This is a genomic window from Bacillus gobiensis (assembly GCF_001278705.1).
Taxonomy (GTDB): domain Bacteria; phylum Bacillota; class Bacilli; order Bacillales; family Bacillaceae; genus Bacillus; species Bacillus gobiensis.
In genome coordinates, this window is record NZ_CP012600.1 from 2,278,846 (window position 1) to 2,298,624 (window position 19,779).

Here is a 19,779-nt window from a genome sequence, read left to right on the forward strand (position 1 = left end):
GACTTTTCCTCCCTCTCGAATTATTTTATAAATGGTTCATGAGGTACGACGGATAATACCCCGCTTTCAATTTCAATCACTAGGATTGTAGTGCCATAAGGAATAGGTAGATTTTCAAAGCTTACCGCAGATTTTGAAATCGTCCCGCCTTTTCCTTCAAGCACCACCTCGCCATATCCGTCAATTGGTATGGAAGTAATGACTCTGCCAATCCTTCCCTTAAGGTCTTCTTCTCTATAGGCAATTGATTCTTCTGCTGCAGATAAGGGAATGAGAACAAAAACATTCAGTAACGTGACGAGAAAAATTGATAAGATAATAGAAATGAAGATAATGAGCAGGCTTGATATTGGCAGCAAGGCTTCGAATATGTAGCCACTTGCTGAAAAAAAGGTGATAAAGGCCAATATCAATGTGGGGCTGAAAAACGGAATCGGCAGAGCCTCGCCCAAGCCTTCAAACAATTCTCCAAAGAAAAGAAAGAGAAGGGTGAGGGCTCCTGCAATAATTAACGTCGTTAAATAAATCGTTGCAATGGGCGTTCCAAGAATCTCCACGGCATCACATCCTTTCTTACTCCCAAATGACCACTTTTTTCATTGCACCTGTAATACGATCATCTCATGAAAAGGTTTCAATGTTTTGCCATTTTCTTTTTTAAGGAAAAGGATTTATAAAGGCGAAGCATTCTTTTTTCAAAAATAAAGAATAAGATGCCGGCTAAAATCATGCTCCCACCGACAATCTGAGAAGCAGTTACCATTTCTCTCAAAACGTAATATGCAAAAATTGAGGCTCCTACTGGTTCAAATAGAATTGATACAGAAACCATATTGGTGCTAATCCATTTGATCGACCAGTTAAATAACGAATGTCCAAGAAGAGTGGGGAAAATCGCTAAAAGGACAAAATAGATCCAGTCTTCTGATGGGTAAGACACAAACGATTCTCCAGAGAACAAGCAATAAATAAAAAGCGTGGCCGTGGATACGCCGTAAACAACAAAGGTATATACAGCGAGGCTCTGTTTCTTCCGAAGATGCTGGCCGCAAAGCAAATATGCGGTTACCATAGCACATGCGATTAGTGCCAAAATATCTCCCCATAGAGCAAGGCCGCTCACCTTAAAATCTCCCCAGCTTATGATGGCGCTGCCCACAATAGCAAAACCCGCACTTGCAAGGCCTCCGAATGTCACTTTTTCTTTAAAAAAGAAATAGGTTCCAACAAACGCAAATAAGGGCTGCAGGGTTACCAGAACAACCGAGCTCGCTACCGAGGTGTATTCAAGCGATTCAAACCAGAGGATAAAATGAAAAGCAAGAAAAACTCCGGCTAACATCGAATATATCCAATCGCTTTTCGCAAATTGGTATAAGGCCTTTCTTTTCCTCCAGAACCACGGAAACACGATGGCAGTGGAAATCAATAGCCGATAAAATGCGGTAATTTCAGCTGGAGCTGAAACAAGTTTCACAAAAATGGCAGAAGCAGAAACGGTAAGAACACCAATAAATAACGCAAGATACGGAAGCATTTTCGACTCCAGCATAAGCATCCTTCTTTCTCTTTTCTTTTAAGAATAGCGAACCTTTGCAAAAAAATCGATAAGGGTTCCTTTATTGCTTATTAGGTTCATGCTGGCTGTATGATCTTGACCCATGGTAATCTATTTTAGGGAGGGAGAAAATAAAATGAATATCATTCACGAAGCAAGACAAAAAACGCGATTGCTGATTCACAATCTGTCAGATGAGACCCTGAACAAACGCCCATCTGCGGAGGAATGGAGTATCCAGGAGGTCCTTGATCACCTAAACAAAACAGATCAAATGTCCTCAGCCTTTCTGAAACATCGAATGAAAGAAGCTGAGATCAAAGAGGTAAAGAAGCAGCCTATCGAAATTGTAGAGGACAGGTCACACCCACGGAAAGCTCCAGAAAAGCTAATGCCTGATCGAAAATCGATCACTCTTGAACAATGCAAAAACGAGCTCGATCAGGCAAGGGAACAATTAACAATCATTATTTCTTCTATTAGCGAAAAGGATTTAACCAAGGTCTTGCCGCACGCCGTATTTAAAGAGTTGACCGTTGCCCAGTGGATTGGTTTTATCGGCCACCACGAAGTTCGGCATAGCAAGCAAATTGAGGAGATTCTCGAGAAATTGAATTCGAAAATTAATTGAAGTATTTAAGCCCCTCTCTCCTCGAGAAGGGCTAAGCATTATCTATTATTTATTCAAAAGTTTAAAGAACTCTCGCATAAACTCTGGAAGGTTGGACCAATCGTGACCAGAAACTAAATTGCCTTCCACGTGATTCTTTTCTTCAATGTATTTCGCTCCAATCGCTTCCACCTCAGGTCTGCATGCGATATACGCTGTTAGCTCCCGGCCTTTTAATTCCTCTTGCAGGCTTGTGAAAATTAAGCTTGCGTGGCATATTGCTCCAACCGGTTTATTTTCTGCAAAGAAGTGCTTCACAATACTCAAGAGAGAATCATACATACGTATGTATTCCGGTGCACGTCCTCCAGGAATAATCAATCCGTCATATTCCGCCGGATTAATCTCGTCAAACGAAGCATGGGATTCAAGTAAATAACCTGGTTTCTCCGTGAAGGTATCCCAATCCAAAAAGTCATGTACGACGGTTTGGAGTTTTTTCTTTTTTGGTGAAGCAATTGTCACGTCATAGCCTTCTTCCAAACAACGGTAGTAAGGATAAAACACTTCCAAAGCTTCTACGGCGTCACCTGTAACAATCAATAGTTTTTTCGTCAAAATCATCATCTCCTTATTTAAAATAGGATTTGCAATTTTCCTCAGTTTCATCATAACAAAAAGTCATTTTACATTTAAAGTTTTGACCTTCTTCCATTCGACAATACTGATTGTAATCAATACAAGCAAGCAGCCGGCCCACTGAATCATACTTAGATGTTCCCCCAAGAAAAAAGCGCCGAATACAATCGTAAGAACCGGACCTGACATAGAAATCATTGCCCCTCTTTCTGCTCCAATCCGTTTTATTCCCTCAAGCATAAGAATAAAAGGGATAACTGTGGCAACAACGGCAATGATAAAAAACACTCCATACACAGATGGCCGAAATGATAATAGATTAACCGATTCTAAGGATGCTTGTTTTATTCCCAGATATATCACCATCGCCAAGCTAGCAGTCAACATTCCATAAAGATTCATGCGAATCCCGCCGATTTTTTTGACTAGCCTACCCGAAAGAAAAAGATACATCGCATATGTGATTGAAGACAGGAGAATAAGGGTAGCACCCAAGATGTTTGCATTCAGTAAACTTGTATCCCAGCCTCCGATTGCTAAAAATAACCCGGCATTTACAACGAGAATGACTGTAAGATCAAGAATGGAGATCATTTGCTTTCTACTAAAAGCAGATATGATCAAGACGAAGATCGGGTAACTCATAATTAAGATTCGCTCAACGATCGCTGATACATAATGCAGCCCTGTAAAATCAAACAAAGGAGAGAGAAAAAAACATAATAACCCTGCTAAACATGCTTTTACAATCTCTCCTTTTTGCGGCTTAACAGGCAATTTCGATCGGTACATCATGAAAATAATAAAAAACAACGGAGTTGCAAAAAATTGTCTAAACCATAATGTTGCTTCAGGTGTCGCTCCCAGCTCGTATGCCCATTTGATGAAAATCGATTTTGACGCAAAACAAACGGTGCCGGAAACCATCAAAAATATCCCGATAACGGCCTGCCGGTTAACGCTCATTTGGCTGCTCGTCTCTGCTTTCTCAACTTTAGCTCTGCTCATCTCATCACAACTTTCTATTCATTCAAATGTTTTTTAATAAAGTGAAGCAGCGTATTTCCCTGCCCCGTCAGTATTACTCCCTTCCCTGAGCATTTCTCACACGGCGCGGCATCTCCTTCTCCAGTCCCTTTACAACTCGGGCAAGTGATTTCCAAATCGTCTGTTGCTAGTACCATACTTATCCTCCTTTCTAAAATCGTTTACGTTTTAAAAACAAATTCCTTCAAAAGCCACCAGCCATCATCCATGGCCATCACCCCCTTAAAAACAATAAAAAACCCCATCCATTCAAAGGACGAGGTTTCCGCGGTGCCACCTTTATTAATTGCTAAAAAGCAATTCGCTTTAAAGCACAGAAAAAAATCACTTTCGATGCTTCTCTCTTAGTAACGGAGAGAGAATCCCGGCTGCCGCCTACTGTTATGGTTTCAGCGAAGCAATTCAGAAGCCCATTTCCGTATCGCGTATGGTTCGGTTCTCAGCAGCCACCGACTCTCTTTGCCTTACGCATTGATACGTACTCCCTCTTCCTCAAGCATTGTTATCCGATCAATTGATTTGTAAAAATGATAATACTCTAAATTTCTAAAGTCAATCATTCTTTCCCTTTTTATTTTCAAACCATGCCTGTTCCAATAGCTCAATCCCTTCCTCGAAGGTTCGAGCAAAAGAAAGCAATATTTATAATGGATGTTTTGTATCGGGAGCTCTCTGAACTATGCATCTGATTGCATCAGAGGCTTTATTACTCTTCTAAAAGCTCTTTTAATAGCTTTTCTCTATTTTGCAAATAATATTTTGTTATTTGATAATGATCGGTCATCTCATAGTCAACTTCTCTGATCTTCCCGTCATCAAAACTCAAGATCGATGCATAAGGGTATCCTAAAAGAATTAGGGAATGGGTGGCTATGATAAATTGGCACTCATTATTTGAAACCAGATCATGCAATATTTTTAGAAAAGCCAGCTGTCTTTGAGGTGATAATGCTGCCTCAGGCTCATCTAAAAGATAGATGGCTCTTCCTTTGAAACGATTTAAAAATAAAGATAAAAATGACTCTCCATGGGATTGTTTATGCAATGAGCGGCCGCCATAATCTTTGAAACCTTGCGTATCGACCGAATCAATGTGAGAAGCAAAATGATAGAAAGATTCGGCACGAAGAAAGAAGCCGTTTGTGACTTTAGGCAACCAGGAAAGACGAATAAACTCGCCAAGTGCGGATTCAGAAGCATGTACCTCATACAAATTGTTCCGTCCCCCGCCTGCAGTATGAAATTCGCATTTATCAGCAATCGCTTCTAACAAAGTCGATTTTCCAGAACCATTTTCCCCGACAAAAAAAGTCACATTCTTTTTCAAATCTAATTGTTTAAGATTTTGAATCGCAGGAATCGAAAACGGATAGTTATTCATGGAGGGGATTTTGTCATGTTGAAGGGTAATTCTTTTTAAAAACATGATTTCACCTGCTAACTTAATATTTTACTGAGCCATAGCTCTATACTAGGATTCGAGATTTCCTGCGGGAACTCTCTTTCTTCTTCATGCCCACCTGAAATAACAGCTCAGATTTGTCGTTCATGTATACTCCTGCTCAATAACAAGTTCCATAATCACACTTAAATCATATTATTCTATAATGGAAATCCCTTCAAGGATTAAGTAAACTATTAATTAGCGAATTTTGTTTAAATAAGCATATCATCAACTAATTCTTAATTAGAAAAGGTAAGGAGGAAACTAGTTCATGAAAATAACAACATTGAAAAAGCGTGAGATAACCGATAACCGACTCGTTTTAGGATGCATGGGATTTGGAGGAAATTGGGACTCAAGTCCAATCTCAAATGAAGATATCGTTAAGGCAGAACAAGCAATCGACGCAGCACTTGCAGCTGGTATCACAATGTTCGACCATGCCGACATTTATCGAATGGGGAAAGCGGAAGAGGTCTTCGGAAATATTTTAGCCTCAAAGCCTGGCTTAAGAGAACAAATCATCGTTCAAAGCAAATGCGGCATTCGTTTTGAAGATGAGGGCGGACCATTCCGATATGATTTTTCAAAGGAGCATATTCTTACTTCAGTTGATAGAATTTTACAAAGACTGCAAACTGAATACATAGATATATTGCTATTGCACCGGCCCGATCCACTAATGGAACCAGAAGAAGTCGCGGAGGCTTTTCAGCAGCTAAAATCTTCAGGAAAAGTGCGCCATTTTGGTGTATCAAATATGAATAAAGCACAAATCCAGTTACTTCAAGCGTACTGCAATGATCCAATCATCGTAAATCAGCTTGAAATGAACTTGCGTAAGCTAGACTGGGTTGACCATGGTGTCCTCGTCAATCATGAATCAGGTGCCGCCTCTCACTTTTCAGACGGCTTGCTCGAGCACTGCATCCTAAATGATATCCAAATTCAAGGATGGTCTCCTTTGGCAAACGGAATATATTCAGGAAATGAAATTGAGAATATGAATGAGGCTGATAAACAAACGAAAGAGTTAGTAAAAAAGTTGGCTTCTGAAAAAGAAACATCGATTGAAGCGATTATTTTAGGCTGGTTAATGCGGCACCCAGCGAAAATTCAACCCGTTATCGGTACAACAAATCCCGATCGCATCAGAAATTGCCGAGATGCAATACGCCAGTCTGAATTAATGACACGGGAGGAATGGTATTCCCTTTACGTTTCCGCAAGAGGGGCTAAATTGCCTTAAAAAGCCTACTAGACGAACAGCAAGACGCCTGAGCGTGACAGGAGACAACTCAGCTAATAGAAGTACCGGATTCGCACTCAATTATACATAGAAAGAAATTAATATTTATAAAAATAGTTCTCGGGAATTCCTTATAAAGCGGCAGATAATACGTTCCAACCACAAGTTGTTACTTATTGATCAGCCCAGGCATATTTCATCCATCCTTTTTCTTGATATAAATAATTTGTCCAAAAATGGAAGGTATTTCTTTAGATTGATTCTAAAATGGCTATCACTATTTACATATGTCTAGGCAAACATATTAAATTAATAAATGGCTCAGCCAAAAAATGCTGATAACATTTCCATGACTGTCACATATATTTGTTATAGCTTACAATTTGAATTATTTCGTTACCTATAGGAGGATCAAACGAGTGAATCGTGCAAATGAAACGACTTTAGGAATTTCCGGTGTTGTCTGTTCAAGTGCGATGCTGCTTTTAGGATTTTTCACCTTATGGTTAGATGGCAGCGGGTGGGCGATTACGATAGCGGCTTTCTTTGGCTTGATCTTTGGATTAACCGCCGTATATAGCATAAAAGAGAATAAAAAAACAAAATTGGCAGGCATTTTATTTATCGCTGGCGCTGTTTTCACAGGAATCATTTCATACGGAGCCGGGTTCTTGCCTGCCATACTTTATCTTTTAGCCGGTATGATCAGTTTAGAAAGAATCAGGGACAGAAGTTCGGAAAGCAGTGCGGACAATGACTTAGAAAGAAGCAGAGACAGAAGTTCGGAAAGCAGTGTGGACAATGACTTAGAAAGAAGCAGAGACAGAAGTTCGGAAAGCAGTGTGGACAATGACTTAGAAAGAAGCAGAGACAGAAGTTCGGAAAGCAGTGTGGACAATGACTTAGAAAGAAGCAGAGACAGAAGTTCGGAAAGCAGTGTGGACAATGACTTAGAAAGAAGCAGAGACAGAAGTTCGGAAAGCAGTGTGGACAATGACTTAGAAAGAAGCAGAGACAGAAGTTCGGAAAGCAGTGTGGACAATGACTTAGAAAGAAGCAGAGACAGAAGTTCGGAAAGCAGTGTGGACAATGACTTAGAAAGAAGCAGAGACAGAAGTTCGGAAAGCAGTGTGGACAATGACTTAGAAAGAAGCAGAGACAGAAGTTCGGAAAGCAGTGTGGACAATGACTTAGAAAGAAGCAGAGACAGAAGTTCGGAAAGCAGTGTGGACAATGACTTAGAAAGAAGCAGAGACAGAAGTTCGGAAAGCAGTGTGGACAATGACTTAGAAAGAAGTCCGAAAAGCAATTCGGACATCAGCTTGGAAACCAGCTCAAAAGGCAAACTGAGCAACGACTTGAAAAGCAGTTCGGACATCAAATTGAAAACAAAGCCTAAAGCATTAGTTCCGATTAAGACGAAACACGTAAATATCTTATTTGTCTTTTTTGTTCCAAGCGGAGGAGTCGAAACCTTAAACCGACAAAGAAGCCACGCTTTTAAAAAGAAAAATATTAATTGTCATTTTCTTTATTATCGAAAAGAGAGAGAACTTATCAATGATCATCATGCCCCTACATTCATTACAAATGATGATGAGGTGATCAAAAGGATATTAGCTAAAGGAAAATATGAAGCAATTGTTATTACCTCAGATTATTTGGCACTCGCAAGATTTAGAAATTTGGGATACAAAGGGAAACTCATTTTAGAGGTTCAGGGGTACGGAGCAAAGGATTTTGCCAGATCAGAACTTGAAAAAGCCGTCCCTTACGTTACGAAATATGGGAATGGTCTGCTGAATCCGAAAACACCTCACATTATGCAAATCTTTAACGAATTATTTCTGGAAATTCCTAAGTTTTCGTTTAACAATAGCTTTGATACAAAAACGTTTTCTTATCAACCGCAATCTAAAATTCTTCAGCCGATTGTGGGCTGGACCGGCCGGATAGAATACAATAAAAACTGGAAAGAATTTTTGCAAATTGGCCATCATCTTATTCATGACTATAATCCTGAGATCCAGCTATACATGTTTGAGGATCCTTCGTTTTCAACACCTAAAGACAGAGAAGAGTTCTTTCAGCTTATCGGACGATTGAATTTAATTGATAACATTACAGTATTTGCAAATGCTCCTCATCAAAGTATGGCAGAGTATTTCTCAATAATTGGCGATTCAGGAGGATTTCTTTGCTCAACGTCAAGGGTTGAAGGGGCACCTTATTCCATTCTTGAAGCAATAAGCTGCAGATGCCCTGTATTAACAACGGATTCAGATGGGGTCAGAAGCTCCATCATTCATAATCAAACGGGAAAATATTACACGATAGGAAATATACCTGAAGCGCTTCAACAGGCTAAAGAACTGATTGAAAATCAACCATTAAGAGAACATATCATTTCAACAGCTATCATACATTTAAAATCGAATTTCACTCCGGAACAATACAGCCTTCATTTTAGTGAAATGCTTATTTCCTTAGGAATTGAGATATAACCTCCACCGCCATGAAAAAATTCCGCCGCCCGCTTAGCGGCGGACATTTTACATAGCTTCCCGATAATAAGTGAGAATGTCACTTAACTAGAAGGCCTCCCTGCATCTGTAATTAACAGGTTATTCTATTGCCCTATTGATTTTCACCCATTCTTTTAATTCTAACAGCATCTACCGATAAGGTGGAAGGGTATAAAGAAAATCGGTTCTCGTGTTTTTTATTGTACGATCAAGTATAAGAGCTTGATCGCGACTGATATTTACATCGTTTTTCGCATACACACGTTGAATGACTTTCAGCAGGTCATATAATGAAGCTGACTTTCACGTAACATCTCAATAAATTTGTAAACTTCTAAATGTTACATACTTATTATTTGATGCCATTAATATTAATAGTAGGAAATATGTTGAAATATTCTTTGATCATAAGCAATCAAGGTATTGTTTTCATATTTTGTAAGGAAGCAATTTATGAATTTTTCCTGCGAACGAACACCTAATACCTCAATTTCAACATTCTTTTCATTTAATGCTTTAATTAAGAGACTTCCGCTATAAGTCGAAGAATCTGCATGCCGGAATTTTTATGACAAAAATCTCTTATTCTTTATTGGTAGTAGTTTAATATATCTCCAATACGAAGTGCAATATCCCTCTGTCTATTTAATCTATATATTATATGCCTTATGGACAAAAATGTAGAGGGCGTTCCAATCAATATTATTAATATTAGAGCTTGCCTATATCATTGAGAGAAGTTTGGACATAGTATATAAAAGAAAAAAAGTGGTTTCATAGAAAGGGGTGTAAAGTGTAATTCAATAATATTAATGACATGCTTTTTTTAAGAACTCTTGAAAATGCTAAATCATTATGAAAAGCTGCATAAGACTTGATTCTTTTGATCGTTAATGTTTGAAAAAAATAAACAGAGGGTGATGGAGAATGATGAAATTTTATTTAGTCGGCGCTAAACTAAAACCTAAAATATTGAATAATTGGGAATTATATGATAAAGCAATTGTTTTAGAACTTGAATTAGCAAACCATAAACATAAAATTAACAAGGCAGTTGAATATAATTCTCCACCAGCAGTTTGTCCGGATAATAATGCATCAATCTCTTTTACGGCTGCTACTCTATCAAATCAAAAACTATTTGTTGGGACTCATACTGAGGTATTAGTATACAATGAAAAAAATTTCAAAATAGAAAATTATATCTCACTTCCTATGTTTAATGATATACACCATGTAAAGCCTAGAACTAATGGGAATATTCTAGTTGTGAATACAGGATTAGATATGGTAATCGAACTTTCTCCAAAAGGAAAAGTTATTAATTGTTGGAATGTTTTAGGAAATCAACCGTGGGAAAGATTTAATAATTCTATTGATTATCGAAAAGTACCTTCAACAAAACCTCATGAATCACATCCTAATTTTGCTTTTGAAATTAACGGAGATATTTGGGTTACTAGATGTTTACAAAAAGATGCAGTGTGCTTAACTGATTCAAATAAAAAAATCTCAATCGGAAGAGAGTGGATTCATGACGGAATTGTTTATAATAATAAAATCTACTTTACTCAAATAGACGGAAGAGTTGTAATTGTTAATGCAAATACACTTAAAGTGGAAAAGGAAATCGATCTCGTTAAAATATCAAACCATAATATGAAGATAGGGTATTGTAGAGGAATAAGACCATTAAATGAAGAAAAAATATTGGTCGGTTTTTCAAGGGTAAGACCCTCAAGAGAATTTAAGCCGGATGGAACAATTACTTGGAAAGGTCAATACGGTCATATGCCAACAAGATTAGCATGTTTTGATATCGTTAATCAAAAATTGCTTTGGGAAATAAATTTGGAAGATTACGATTTAAATGCAATATATTCAATCAATTAGATTATGAAGTTGATGATGGAAGCAGGGAATGGGACACTACTTCCATCATTAAATTTTTGTCTACTAGCATGCCCCTAACCCCTCCGTAAAGTTGCTAGTATAGATCTCTCATTTTTATATCGTGATGCCAAGATTTTTTTAGTCACTACTTTTTTCTGTCTCCTATTCACATTCCATAAAAAGGAATTGCAATGTCTTGAAAGTATAGTTTTAGCTTTTATTAATCCCTAATAAATCAAGCATATTAGTAAAATTCGAATTATAACGTTCTAAACTGAAATTAGTCTGTACATGATTTAAAGCCTTAAGTCTTATCTGTTCTCTTAAAGTTGAATTTGTCATGAGATCTTTAGCTTGTTTAAACGCGTCATCTATTTGACCAATTTTATAGTATTTTCCGGTTTGGTTATGAATCACAGAAGTACGAACACCATAGCAGTCTGTAGTGAGAACAGGACAACGACTACACATTGCCTCTAATGGTGAATAAGGTGCCCCTTCTGCTTTAGAAGTAATACATAAAAATCCACCCGAATCCCCAATTATTGAGAAATAGTTTCTCATATACTTATTGGGAACATTAGCATACAAACTTAAGTTTTTATTTAAATTTAATGTATTTTTCATTTCCTCAAATTGTTTGCGCTCTTTCGGATTAGAAAGAGTTGGATCTTCAAACATGTATAGTTCTGTTTTAGGATTCTCTTCAATTAACTTTTTCCCAATTAATAAAAATTCCTTCCAATTCTTATTATCTTCAATTCGTCCAATCCAAGCAATTATAGGGTTAGGGTGCAAAGGGAATTTCTTGTAGGCATACTGAGTATAATCTATACAATTATTAAAACCGAATTTAGGAGTATTAGGGAAAAGTTCATTAAATAAATCTGTAATATAAGGTGTTCTTGGGTTTAATAATCCATTTGCATATCTAGATATAACCGGCTTAGCATGTGTTAACATATGCTTTGCTTGTTCTTTAACTCCACCTTGAAGTTCGTATATAAACTTTCCATTAAAACCCAATTTTCTAAATCGAGGCATTGTTAAATAGTCCGAAGCGATAATAACTGCATCGTACTTTCCATTAGATAAAATATTTCTAATCTTGCTGTCTTCATTCGTAATATAGACCGGGGCTTGATGATCATTAATAAATTTTTTGTCATTTCGATAGTAAAGAAACTCACATTGAATATTTTTTAGAGCTGCTTGACGTTGGCGATTTAGTGTCTCAATTCCCCCGCTAGGCAGATAAAAAACAAATAAAATTTTCATGAATAACCCTCCGTCAAAAACTTTCCTAGTTTTGTGATTTTGATATCTCTTTTCTGCTTTATTATTGAAATAAGCTAACATTGATGAGAGCGTAAAATATTTTGTGTAAATATAAAAAGGAAGACCTTTTCTAGTAAAATTGAGTTACCACACAAAATTCACAGAAAAGAGGTCTTCCCTATGAATCAGTTTACATCAGATATCGTCCAAGCTCTAGTAAAAAAAGAAGACATTACAGAGATTTTTCGTTCGCATTTAGAAGCAACTGTAAATACGCTGCTGGCAACGGAACTAACAGCTTTTCTAGACTATGAAAAATATGATCGTCTTGGTTTTAACTCTGGTAATTCCCGTAATGGTACATACTCTCGAACACTCCACACAGAATATGGCGATCTTCAGATCTCGATTCCTCGTGATCGCAACGTTGAATTTAGACAACGGACCGTTCAGCCATACAAACGTTCAAATGATACGCTTGAAGCCTTCGTCATTCATATGTTCCAAAAAGGTGTAACGATGGTAGAAATCTCGAGTTTGATCGAGAAAATGTACGGGCATCATTACACTCCACAAACGATTTCAAACATGACAAAAGTGATGACAGAACAAGTTGAGGCGTTTAGCCAGCGATCCCTTCATTCCCACTATGTTTGCGTGTACTTAGACGCTACATATATCGCGGTAAAACGTGAAACGGTATCCAAAGAAGCCGTGTATCTTGCCGTAGGCATTCGAGAAGACGGTTCAAAAGAAGTATTATCCTACACGATAGCTCCAACAGAGTCTGCCTTTGTGTGGAAAGAACTTCTGCTCGATTTGAAAGATCGTGGTGTAGAAGAAATCCTGCTCTTTATTTCGGACGGCTTAAAAGGTATTACAGATAGTATCTTCAGTGTGTATCCAGATGCCAATTATCAAACGTGCTGTGTTCATTTAGCCCGTAATATTGCCCATAAGGTACGTGTAAATGACCGTCCGAAAATTTGCGATGACTTTAAATCGATTTATCGTGCTGAAAGTGCAGAAGCAGGACGAGAAGCATTGAATGCATTCTGTGACAAATGGCGATCAGCGTATCCAAAAGTGACGAAGTCACTCAGTGAAAATTCTTATATCTTCACGTTTTACAGCTTTCCTAAATCGATTTGGAGAAGCATTTATTCAACGAATTTAATTGAGTCGTTTAATAAACAGATCAAGAAATATACAAAACGCAAAGAACAATTCCCTAATGAAGAAGCAATGGAACGATTCCTTGTTTCACAGTTTGAAGACTACAACCAACGCTTCGCCACACGTTGTCATATTGGTTTTAATCAAGCTCGTGCGGAGCTCGCAACTATGTTCAAATCGAAAGAATAACCAGCTATCTATTAAGAAAAGGATTTCTAGTATTTACACAAAATTATTGACGGTCCCACATTGATATATTAAAAGCTTTTATTTATTGATAATGAGTTATCAATACAAAAACATATTTTAATATATGTACGTGTACGAAATTTGTTTCCAAGAATCCAAACAATGAAACTTGCTTTTAAATATATTAAATAGAGACTCTCAAGGTTAACAAATTGAAACCGGGTAATGAAAAAACAGATCAATGAAATTAAAAAGGAGGAGGTGTTTTGAATTTTAAATTTGGTACTATAGATCATCATATTCTAAGAATCAGTTTAAATCATAACCCCTGTAAAACTTTAAAACACTAAAACATTAATCTGAAAATTTAAGATAGATAACTATAATGATCCTGGTCTTGATTGAAATGAAAATACAATGCTAGTTAAAGGAGTGTACTAATGAATCGTTCAGTTGGCATTATGATAACAACCACATCAGGTAGAGAAAACGTACTTTACTGGGTGATTAAAAATCTTTGCAAAGACATTACTATCCCATTTCATCTTTATATTTATAATGATCATGCTATGCCGTTGCATGCTATCTTACTCAAACTAATTAATGAACAGAAAAGAAATGATATTAAATTAGTTTTATATAATGACTTGCGAAAATTTAATAATAAAAAAATAGGATGTGGCGGTGCTAGGCATTTTATGTTTGAACAAGCAAAACTGAAGCACGATATAATAATTTCCTTAGATGATGATATGCAATTAAAACCTAAATGGCTAGAGAAAGTTGAAGAAGCAATGAACTACTTTCCGAACCATTGCGTCTTTACAGGTGTAGTCAGAGGACCGAAAGGAGATATTCAACATGCCGGTTCAACATTAAAAATTGAAAATAATACATTGTATCGTTCAGAAAATAAAGAAGTTAAATCTAAATATCATGTGACTGAGTGGGGGCCGATGGGATGTCTGGCATTTTGTCGTTCTGCTTTGAAAGATCACATTGTTATCCCATCTTTATATATAAGAGACGATGCTGCTTTTTATCTTCTTTTAAAACGTCTTGGAATTAATAATACAATTGTGGTTTCTGAAGCGGAAGCAATCCATAAGCCGATTCCAGTTCTAAACTCAAATCTACGTATTAAAGAAGAAATGGAAAAAGAAGTTATCTATTTTAGGGAAGTACACGGTCTGGAACTTGGTTATTAATAATATGGAAAAGAATGAGGGGCAGAGTATAGGGAATGAAAATAAAACTATCAACTTAACTTGACGCCATTGTATATAAAGCTAAACCTGAATTAATTTTCACAGTTACCATATGTACTAACAATAATTTGAATAGCCTTTTAATAAATTGATGTTCCTAAAAATTTAATAATGGTAATGAATTAAACCTGTCGTTTGGAGTTTTCCTAATTGGAATCCCTTGACAGGTCTTTTATATAATCTTATTCTTCTTGTATTGTTGGAATTAACTGATAATCTCTACTAACTTTTAAAGATTTGAATAGTTTTATAAAATTAATATCTCTATTTCTTATTTGTCTTTTTGGATATAGAACTTTGGTATACATCCAAAAGATTTTTAATAGCTTTTTCTTGGGACCAATGTGATAACCCCCACTGTTGTGCATTAGAACCAAGTTTTTTTCTAAATTCATCATGTTCTAGTAAATAATTTATATTAGTACATAGTTTGTTTGAATCTCCTGCTTTAGTTATTAATCCTGTCACTCCATGCTTTACCATATCTGGTAATCCTCCTGCATCACTAACTATAGCAGCTTTTCCGGCAATTTGTGCCTCAATTACTGATAACGGCTGGTTTTCAAAAATGCTAGGAAGGATAAAAATATCACTAAGTGTCAATAAATAAGGTACGTCATCTCGATTACCCCAAAAGATCACTTCTTTTTCTAAACCTAGTTCATTAGTTTTAAGCTTTAAAGATTCCATCATATAACCATCTCCTACAATCCAACAAATCCAATCATTACGTAAACTTTTCAATTGATGGAGAGAGGACAAAAGATATTGTATACCTTTAAGTTCAACCAATCGGCCAGAGTAAATAATAACTTTTTTATTTACTGGGGGTTTTATAGGCGACACTGCTTTTGTTCGTTTAAGAAATGTAATAGTGTCATAGCCATAATGGAGTACCTTTATCTGTTCATTTGGAACCTTATATTCATTATTTAATTTTTTTTTCAGCCATGAATTGGCTACTATCGTACATTCAGCAGCTGTTGCTCCCTCAAACTCAAGATTATCAAAATATTTCCATGCTAAATGAGAAGTTGGGGATTTTTTAATGTGGAAGTGTTTCAATTCATGAGCTACGCTTCCGTGTAGGCTTGCAACTAGAGGGGTTCCTAAAGGACGTATCTTATTAATAGCAGCTGTAGAAATAACATCCTGTGTATGAATTAGATCATAATGTTGTAACCCTATTTGATTTACACCTATCTCATATAAATGCCTTAAAAATTCATATCTCTTAATAAAGGAATCAGAAAAAATTGATGGGTCTTTATGTTTACTTAATCTTTCATTAACTAATGGAATCAATTTTTCTTTTTCCACTCTTCTATTTTTATTTACTATATAAATAAAATTATGTTCCTGACCCAATAAGTCAACCTCATGGCCTAATGACTCAAGCTCTTTTCTTAATTGCACCATATAATTCCATACTCCACCTGTATGAGGTACTACAAAGTAAGTAGCTAGCAAAATTTTCATAGTAACATCTCCCCTTTCTTAAAACATGCAATACTTATTCTAAGTATTAATATATTCATAGACTTTATCTTTTCTTAGACTTTTGTCTTTTTTTTTTAATTAGATGATGATTTTAGAATTTAGATGTAACAAAATTTTTAACGTGGCCAATAGCCTTTTTTTAAAATATAGTGAAATGTCTAGGACAAGAACTTCCTTAAATCCATAAACATATAAAAGAGAAGGGAGTAAGGAGAGCGATTTATGAAGGTATTAACTGTAGTAGGAACAAGACCTGAAATTATTAGATTAAGCTTTATCATTAAGAAGTTAAATGAATTAGCAGAAAAGCATCTCTTAATTCACTCTGGACAGACTTTTACTCATTCTTTGTACGGGAATCTTTTTGAGGAATTAGGGATTCGGAATCCGTATTATATATTATCGACTAAACAAAAATCCTAAGGTGAGCAGAAAAAAAATCTACTGAGAGAAGGAATGACTCCTAGTAGAATTTCGATTTGTGGGAATCCAATTTATGAAGTACTAACTCATTATGAAAAACAAATAACAAAAAGCAGAATTTTAGAAAACCTTAATCTCAGGAAAATAATTATTTTCTAGTAACCATTCATAGGTCGGAAAATGTAGACAACTCCATGCATTTAAAAAGCATCGTCAATACATTAAACACATTAGCAGATATCTACAAACAAAGGATCATCTTTAGTACTCACCCTAGAAAAAAGTCTAATCTAAATAAAGCAAAAGACATTCCCCTTAGTTACTTAATCGAATTTCATGAACCATTTGGTTTTTTTTGACTTTGTAAAATTAGGGGAAATGCTCATTGTGTTTTTACAGATATTGGAACATTTCAAGAAGAATGCTGCATTTTTCATATACCAACTGTGACGGTAAGAAAAACAACAGAAAGACCCGAAACAGTGGATTGTAGAAGTAATTTTATATCGGGATTATAAGAAAGAAACATCATTGATGGAGTAAAAGAAATGATATCTAGACCTACCAATTGGGTTTGTCCAACTGAGTATTTAGATTTAAATGTAACTGATAAAGTAATTAATATTCTTTAGGAGGTTTTGAAATTGTTTCCTAATAAAACGATCTTGGTAACAGGTGGAACTGGCTCATGGGGACAGGAATTGGTTAACCAATTATTGTACAACGGTCCAAAAGAAATTCGGATTTTTTCTAGGAATGAAACGAGTCAGGTCACAATGAAGCAGAAATTTAATAATAATCCAAAGCTTAAATTCGTAATAGGAGATGTAAGGGACAAAGAAGCAGTAATAGAGGTTTGTGAAGGCGTAGATTATATCTTTCATCTTGCTGCATTGAAGCATGTTCCTGTGTGCGAATCTCAACCGCTAGAAGCATTAAAGACGAATGTCATTGGTACTCAAAATATTATTGAAGCAGCTATTGTAAATGAAGTAGAAAAAGTTATTAATATTTCAACAGACAAAGCTGCAAATCCATCTAATTTTTATGGGATTACAAAAGCAATGGGAGAGAAACTTATTATTAATGCAAATGTTTTAACAGATAAAACGAAATTTGTTTGTGTCCGTGGAGGGAATATACTAGGTACAAACGGAAGTGTTATTCCAGTATTTAAACATGACATTAAAAACTATTCTAAAATAGGAATTACAGATAAAGAAATGACCCGTTTTTTCTTGACGGTAAAAGATGCAATTAAGCTTTTGTTTAAGGCAACTTACGAAAGTCATGGTGGAGAAATCTTTGTAATGAAGATGCCTACCTGCAAGATACTTGATTTAGCTCAAGTATTAATTGATAAGTATGCAGATGATGAAGTAATAATAGAAGAATCTGGTATCAGGCCTGGAGAAAAGCTTCATGAAATCCTGTTAACAGAGTTTGAGAGTCATAATACGATTGTCTATGACAATGAGTACTTTGTTATTCTCCCAACAATTCCAATTGAGGGTCTTAAAGAATATTATAAGGCTTATCCACAAGTAAAATTAGATACTTATTGTTCTAGTGATAATATAATCAGTTATGAAGAAATTAAAGCCATGCTAAAGGATGGAGGTTTTCTAGAATGAATATCCTCATTCTGGGAGGTCAAGGATGATCGTAGACTACTTGATTAGAGAAGAAGGTAATCACGGAGGGGTCGCCATAGATGCAAGTGATCTTAATCAAGTTAAAGAATATAAATATATACTAGAGAATAAGCCTGAAATTGCTTTGAATAGAGGGGAGCTCTTAAATGAAAATGCAGAAAGACATGTAATTGATGCGATTAAAGTTAAGAGTTTATTACTCCATTTTTTAGTAGATGTATTAGACACTTTTGGTGGAAAACACATTCATATTAGTATAGATTATCTTTTTTCTGGTAACAAAAGTTCTAATACAGAAGATGATCAAACAGATTGGTATAATATGCATTCTAAATTTAATGCTTTAGGAGAAGTTATACGAGTACCACATTTAACCCTACAAGATTGGATGAATAGGTAGATGATTAAGATCCTCATTACAGGTGCAGCGGGATTTACAGGTGTTAAAGCGTGTGCGTATTTCTTAAAGGAAGGATACGAAGTATATGGAATGGTTCATAAAAATACCCCTAAGGAAGAAAAAATCAAGTTCTTGTCTTGCGATCTAATGAATCATGAAGAGGTAGAAGCAACTCTTAAAAGTATAAAACCTCATTATGTCTTGCATTTAGCGGGACAAAACCACAGTGGAGTTTCTTGGGATAAACCAATTCCTACTTTTATGGCAAATGCAAATGGAACACTAAACTTACTTGAAGGAGTGCGACTTCATTCACCTCAAGCAAAAATAATCGTTGTTGGATCCGTAATAGACTTCAATCCTTGTTATCTAACAAAACCTAATCATCCATATGGCCTTTCTAAATATGTACAAACACTTTTATCTTCATGTTGGAGTACAATGTTTGATTTAAATATCATGATTGCTAGACCCTCAAATTTAATTGGACCAGGTCCTTCCAATGGTATCTGTTCTCTGCTGGCAAAAAAAATCGCCTTAAATGAAAGAACTTCTACGAGTATTGAATTTCACTTTCATAACCTTTTAGATCAACGAGACTTTCTAGATGTGAGAGATGCAATCAAAGCCTATCATACTATCTTTAAATACGGCAAAAAAAATAATTCATATACGATTGCTTCAGGTAATAGCAAGTCATTAGTAGATGTAGTGAGGGTCTTCAAGGATTTGACCCCTACTAATTTAATGATTACAACAGATTTTTTTCAACGTGTAGAGCCTATAAGAATTGATATTAAAGCGATAAAGTTGTTAGGGTGGGAGCCTCAATATACTTTCAATCAGAGCTTAAGGGATTCTCTGAATTATCATAGAGGAAATTTCTTTTAAAAATCTTCAAACTTTTGAAAATAATCGAATTATT

18 protein-coding genes, 1 pseudogene and 1 other annotated feature are annotated in these 19,779 nt (G+C 35.8%); of the genes and pseudogenes, 11 read left to right on the top strand and 8 right to left on the bottom strand.

Annotated features, from left to right (window positions below):
* Positions 1-20 precede the first annotated feature (20 nt).
* Complete coding sequence (locus tag AM592_RS11455; RefSeq protein ID WP_053603910.1) at positions 21-557, bottom strand: NfeD family protein; 537 nt, start codon at positions 555-557, stop codon at positions 21-23.
* Positions 558-634: 77 nt separating this feature from the next.
* Positions 635-1,552 (bottom strand): DMT family transporter, encoded by a 918-nt coding sequence (locus AM592_RS11460; protein ID WP_053606085.1) that lies wholly within the window; start codon positions 1,550-1,552, stop codon positions 635-637.
* A gap of 142 nt (positions 1,553-1,694) precedes the next feature.
* On the opposite strand from AM592_RS11460, the gene AM592_RS11465 reads away from it, so the two are divergent.
* Positions 1,695-2,189, top strand: a complete 495-nt coding sequence (locus tag AM592_RS11465) for a DinB family protein (RefSeq protein ID WP_053603911.1) — start codon at positions 1,695-1,697, stop codon at positions 2,187-2,189.
* A 45-nt stretch (positions 2,190-2,234) separates the two neighbouring features.
* Here the strand turns inward: AM592_RS11465 and AM592_RS11470 are convergent, their stop codons facing one another.
* The 4 genes from AM592_RS11470 to AM592_RS11485 all read right to left on the bottom strand — a co-directional run bounded on the left by AM592_RS11470 (position 2,235) and on the right by AM592_RS11485 (position 5,280).
* Positions 2,235-2,786 carry a DJ-1/PfpI family protein gene (locus AM592_RS11470; RefSeq protein WP_053606086.1) on the bottom strand — a complete coding sequence of 184 codons (552 nt, stop codon included), beginning with the start codon at positions 2,784-2,786 and terminating at the stop codon, positions 2,235-2,237.
* 63 nt (positions 2,787-2,849) lie between these two features.
* Positions 2,850-3,815, bottom strand: coding sequence for a DMT family transporter (locus AM592_RS11475; RefSeq protein WP_053603912.1), 966 nt, complete (start codon positions 3,813-3,815; stop codon positions 2,850-2,852).
* A 14-nt stretch (positions 3,816-3,829) separates the two neighbouring features.
* Positions 3,830-3,991 (bottom strand): tryptophan RNA-binding attenuation protein, encoded by a 162-nt coding sequence (locus AM592_RS11480; RefSeq protein ID WP_053603913.1) that lies wholly within the window; start codon positions 3,989-3,991, stop codon positions 3,830-3,832.
* Positions 3,992-4,103: 112 nt separating this feature from the next.
* Positions 4,104-4,360: a binding site (T-box leader), on the bottom strand.
* A 200-nt stretch (positions 4,361-4,560) separates the two neighbouring features.
* Positions 4,561-5,280 carry an AAA family ATPase gene (locus tag AM592_RS11485; protein WP_053603914.1) on the bottom strand — a complete coding sequence of 240 codons (720 nt, stop codon included), beginning with the start codon at positions 5,278-5,280 and terminating at the stop codon, positions 4,561-4,563.
* Positions 5,281-5,569: 289 nt separating this feature from the next.
* Between AM592_RS11485 and AM592_RS11490 the strand changes: the two genes are divergently transcribed.
* From AM592_RS11490 to AM592_RS11500, 3 genes are all read left to right on the top strand, one after another.
* The gene (locus tag AM592_RS11490; protein WP_053603915.1) at positions 5,570-6,547 is read left to right on the top strand and encodes an aldo/keto reductase; all 978 of its coding nucleotides are present in this window, start codon (positions 5,570-5,572) and stop codon (positions 6,545-6,547) included.
* 419 nt (positions 6,548-6,966) lie between these two features.
* Positions 6,967-9,051 carry a glycosyltransferase gene (locus AM592_RS25140; protein ID WP_318773058.1) on the top strand — a complete coding sequence of 695 codons (2,085 nt, stop codon included), beginning with the start codon at positions 6,967-6,969 and terminating at the stop codon, positions 9,049-9,051.
* 948 nt (positions 9,052-9,999) lie between these two features.
* Positions 10,000-10,965 carry a hypothetical protein gene (locus AM592_RS11500; RefSeq protein WP_053603916.1) on the top strand — a complete coding sequence of 322 codons (966 nt, stop codon included), beginning with the start codon at positions 10,000-10,002 and terminating at the stop codon, positions 10,963-10,965.
* 210 nt (positions 10,966-11,175) lie between these two features.
* Here AM592_RS11500 and AM592_RS11505 read toward each other — a convergent pair whose 3' ends face one another.
* Positions 11,176-12,243, bottom strand: coding sequence for a glycosyltransferase family 4 protein (locus tag AM592_RS11505; RefSeq protein WP_053603917.1), 1,068 nt, complete (start codon positions 12,241-12,243; stop codon positions 11,176-11,178).
* 180 nt (positions 12,244-12,423) lie between these two features.
* Here AM592_RS11505 and AM592_RS11510 point away from each other — a divergent pair, with 180 nt between their 5' ends.
* Positions 12,424-13,608: an IS256 family transposase gene (locus AM592_RS11510; protein WP_053603918.1), complete on the top strand. Its 1,185-nt coding sequence runs from the start codon at positions 12,424-12,426 to the stop codon at positions 13,606-13,608.
* 440 nt (positions 13,609-14,048) lie between these two features.
* The gene (locus tag AM592_RS11515; RefSeq protein ID WP_053603919.1) at positions 14,049-14,816 is read left to right on the top strand and encodes a glycosyltransferase; all 768 of its coding nucleotides are present in this window, start codon (positions 14,049-14,051) and stop codon (positions 14,814-14,816) included.
* 324 nt (positions 14,817-15,140) lie between these two features.
* Here the strand turns inward: AM592_RS11515 and AM592_RS11520 are convergent, their stop codons facing one another.
* A complete protein-coding gene (locus AM592_RS11520) occupies positions 15,141-16,355 on the bottom strand; it encodes a glycosyltransferase family 4 protein (RefSeq protein ID WP_053603920.1) in 1,215 nt (404 codons plus the stop codon).
* 243 nt (positions 16,356-16,598) lie between these two features.
* Between AM592_RS11520 and AM592_RS25145 the strand changes: the two genes are divergently transcribed.
* The 5 genes and pseudogenes from AM592_RS25145 to AM592_RS11540 all read left to right on the top strand — a co-directional run bounded on the left by AM592_RS25145 (position 16,599) and on the right by AM592_RS11540 (position 19,745).
* A complete protein-coding gene (locus AM592_RS25145; RefSeq protein ID WP_312883787.1) occupies positions 16,599-16,799 on the top strand; it encodes a hypothetical protein in 201 nt (66 codons plus the stop codon).
* A gap of 194 nt (positions 16,800-16,993) precedes the next feature.
* Positions 16,994-17,317, top strand: a pseudogene (locus AM592_RS25150) (UDP-N-acetylglucosamine 2-epimerase).
* 126 nt (positions 17,318-17,443) lie between these two features.
* On the top strand, positions 17,444-18,433 hold the full coding sequence (locus AM592_RS11530) for a polysaccharide biosynthesis protein (RefSeq protein WP_053603921.1): 990 nt from the start codon (positions 17,444-17,446) through the stop codon (positions 18,431-18,433).
* A gap of 25 nt (positions 18,434-18,458) precedes the next feature.
* Complete coding sequence (locus tag AM592_RS11535; protein WP_053603922.1) at positions 18,459-18,854, top strand: Rossmann-fold NAD(P)-binding domain-containing protein; 396 nt, start codon at positions 18,459-18,461, stop codon at positions 18,852-18,854.
* Positions 18,855-19,745: an NAD-dependent epimerase/dehydratase family protein gene (locus tag AM592_RS11540; RefSeq protein WP_053603923.1), complete on the top strand. Its 891-nt coding sequence runs from the start codon at positions 18,855-18,857 to the stop codon at positions 19,743-19,745.
* Positions 19,746-19,779: the final 34 nt, after the last annotated feature.

What these genes read in the sequence shown, in the direction of transcription:
- AM592_RS11460 (WP_053606085.1), bottom strand. Translation starts at nt 1,552, where the DNA reads ATGCTGGAGTCGAAAATGCTTCCGTATCTTGCGTTATTTATTGGTGTT.
- AM592_RS11465 (WP_053603911.1), top strand. Translation starts at nt 1,695, where the DNA reads ATGAATATCATTCACGAAGCAAGACAAAAAACGCGATTGCTGATTCAC.
- AM592_RS11475 (WP_053603912.1), bottom strand. Translation starts at nt 3,815, where the DNA reads ATGAGCAGAGCTAAAGTTGAGAAAGCAGAGACGAGCAGCCAAATGAGC.
- AM592_RS11480 (WP_053603913.1), bottom strand. Translation starts at nt 3,991, where the DNA reads ATGGTACTAGCAACAGACGATTTGGAAATCACTTGCCCGAGTTGTAAA.
- AM592_RS11485 (WP_053603914.1), bottom strand. Translation starts at nt 5,280, where the DNA reads ATGTTTTTAAAAAGAATTACCCTTCAACATGACAAAATCCCCTCCATG.
- AM592_RS11490 (WP_053603915.1), top strand. Translation starts at nt 5,570, where the DNA reads ATGAAAATAACAACATTGAAAAAGCGTGAGATAACCGATAACCGACTC.
- AM592_RS11500 (WP_053603916.1), top strand. Translation starts at nt 10,000, where the DNA reads ATGATGAAATTTTATTTAGTCGGCGCTAAACTAAAACCTAAAATATTG.
- AM592_RS11505 (WP_053603917.1), bottom strand. Translation starts at nt 12,243, where the DNA reads ATGAAAATTTTATTTGTTTTTTATCTGCCTAGCGGGGGAATTGAGACA.
- AM592_RS11510 (WP_053603918.1), top strand. Translation starts at nt 12,424, where the DNA reads ATGAATCAGTTTACATCAGATATCGTCCAAGCTCTAGTAAAAAAAGAA.
- AM592_RS11515 (WP_053603919.1), top strand. Translation starts at nt 14,049, where the DNA reads ATGAATCGTTCAGTTGGCATTATGATAACAACCACATCAGGTAGAGAA.
- AM592_RS11520 (WP_053603920.1), bottom strand. Translation starts at nt 16,355, where the DNA reads ATGAAAATTTTGCTAGCTACTTACTTTGTAGTACCTCATACAGGTGGA.
- AM592_RS25145 (WP_312883787.1), top strand. Translation starts at nt 16,599, where the DNA reads ATGAAGGTATTAACTGTAGTAGGAACAAGACCTGAAATTATTAGATTA.
- AM592_RS11535 (WP_053603922.1), top strand. Translation starts at nt 18,459, where the DNA reads ATGATCGTAGACTACTTGATTAGAGAAGAAGGTAATCACGGAGGGGTC.
- AM592_RS11540 (WP_053603923.1), top strand. Translation starts at nt 18,855, where the DNA reads ATGATTAAGATCCTCATTACAGGTGCAGCGGGATTTACAGGTGTTAAA.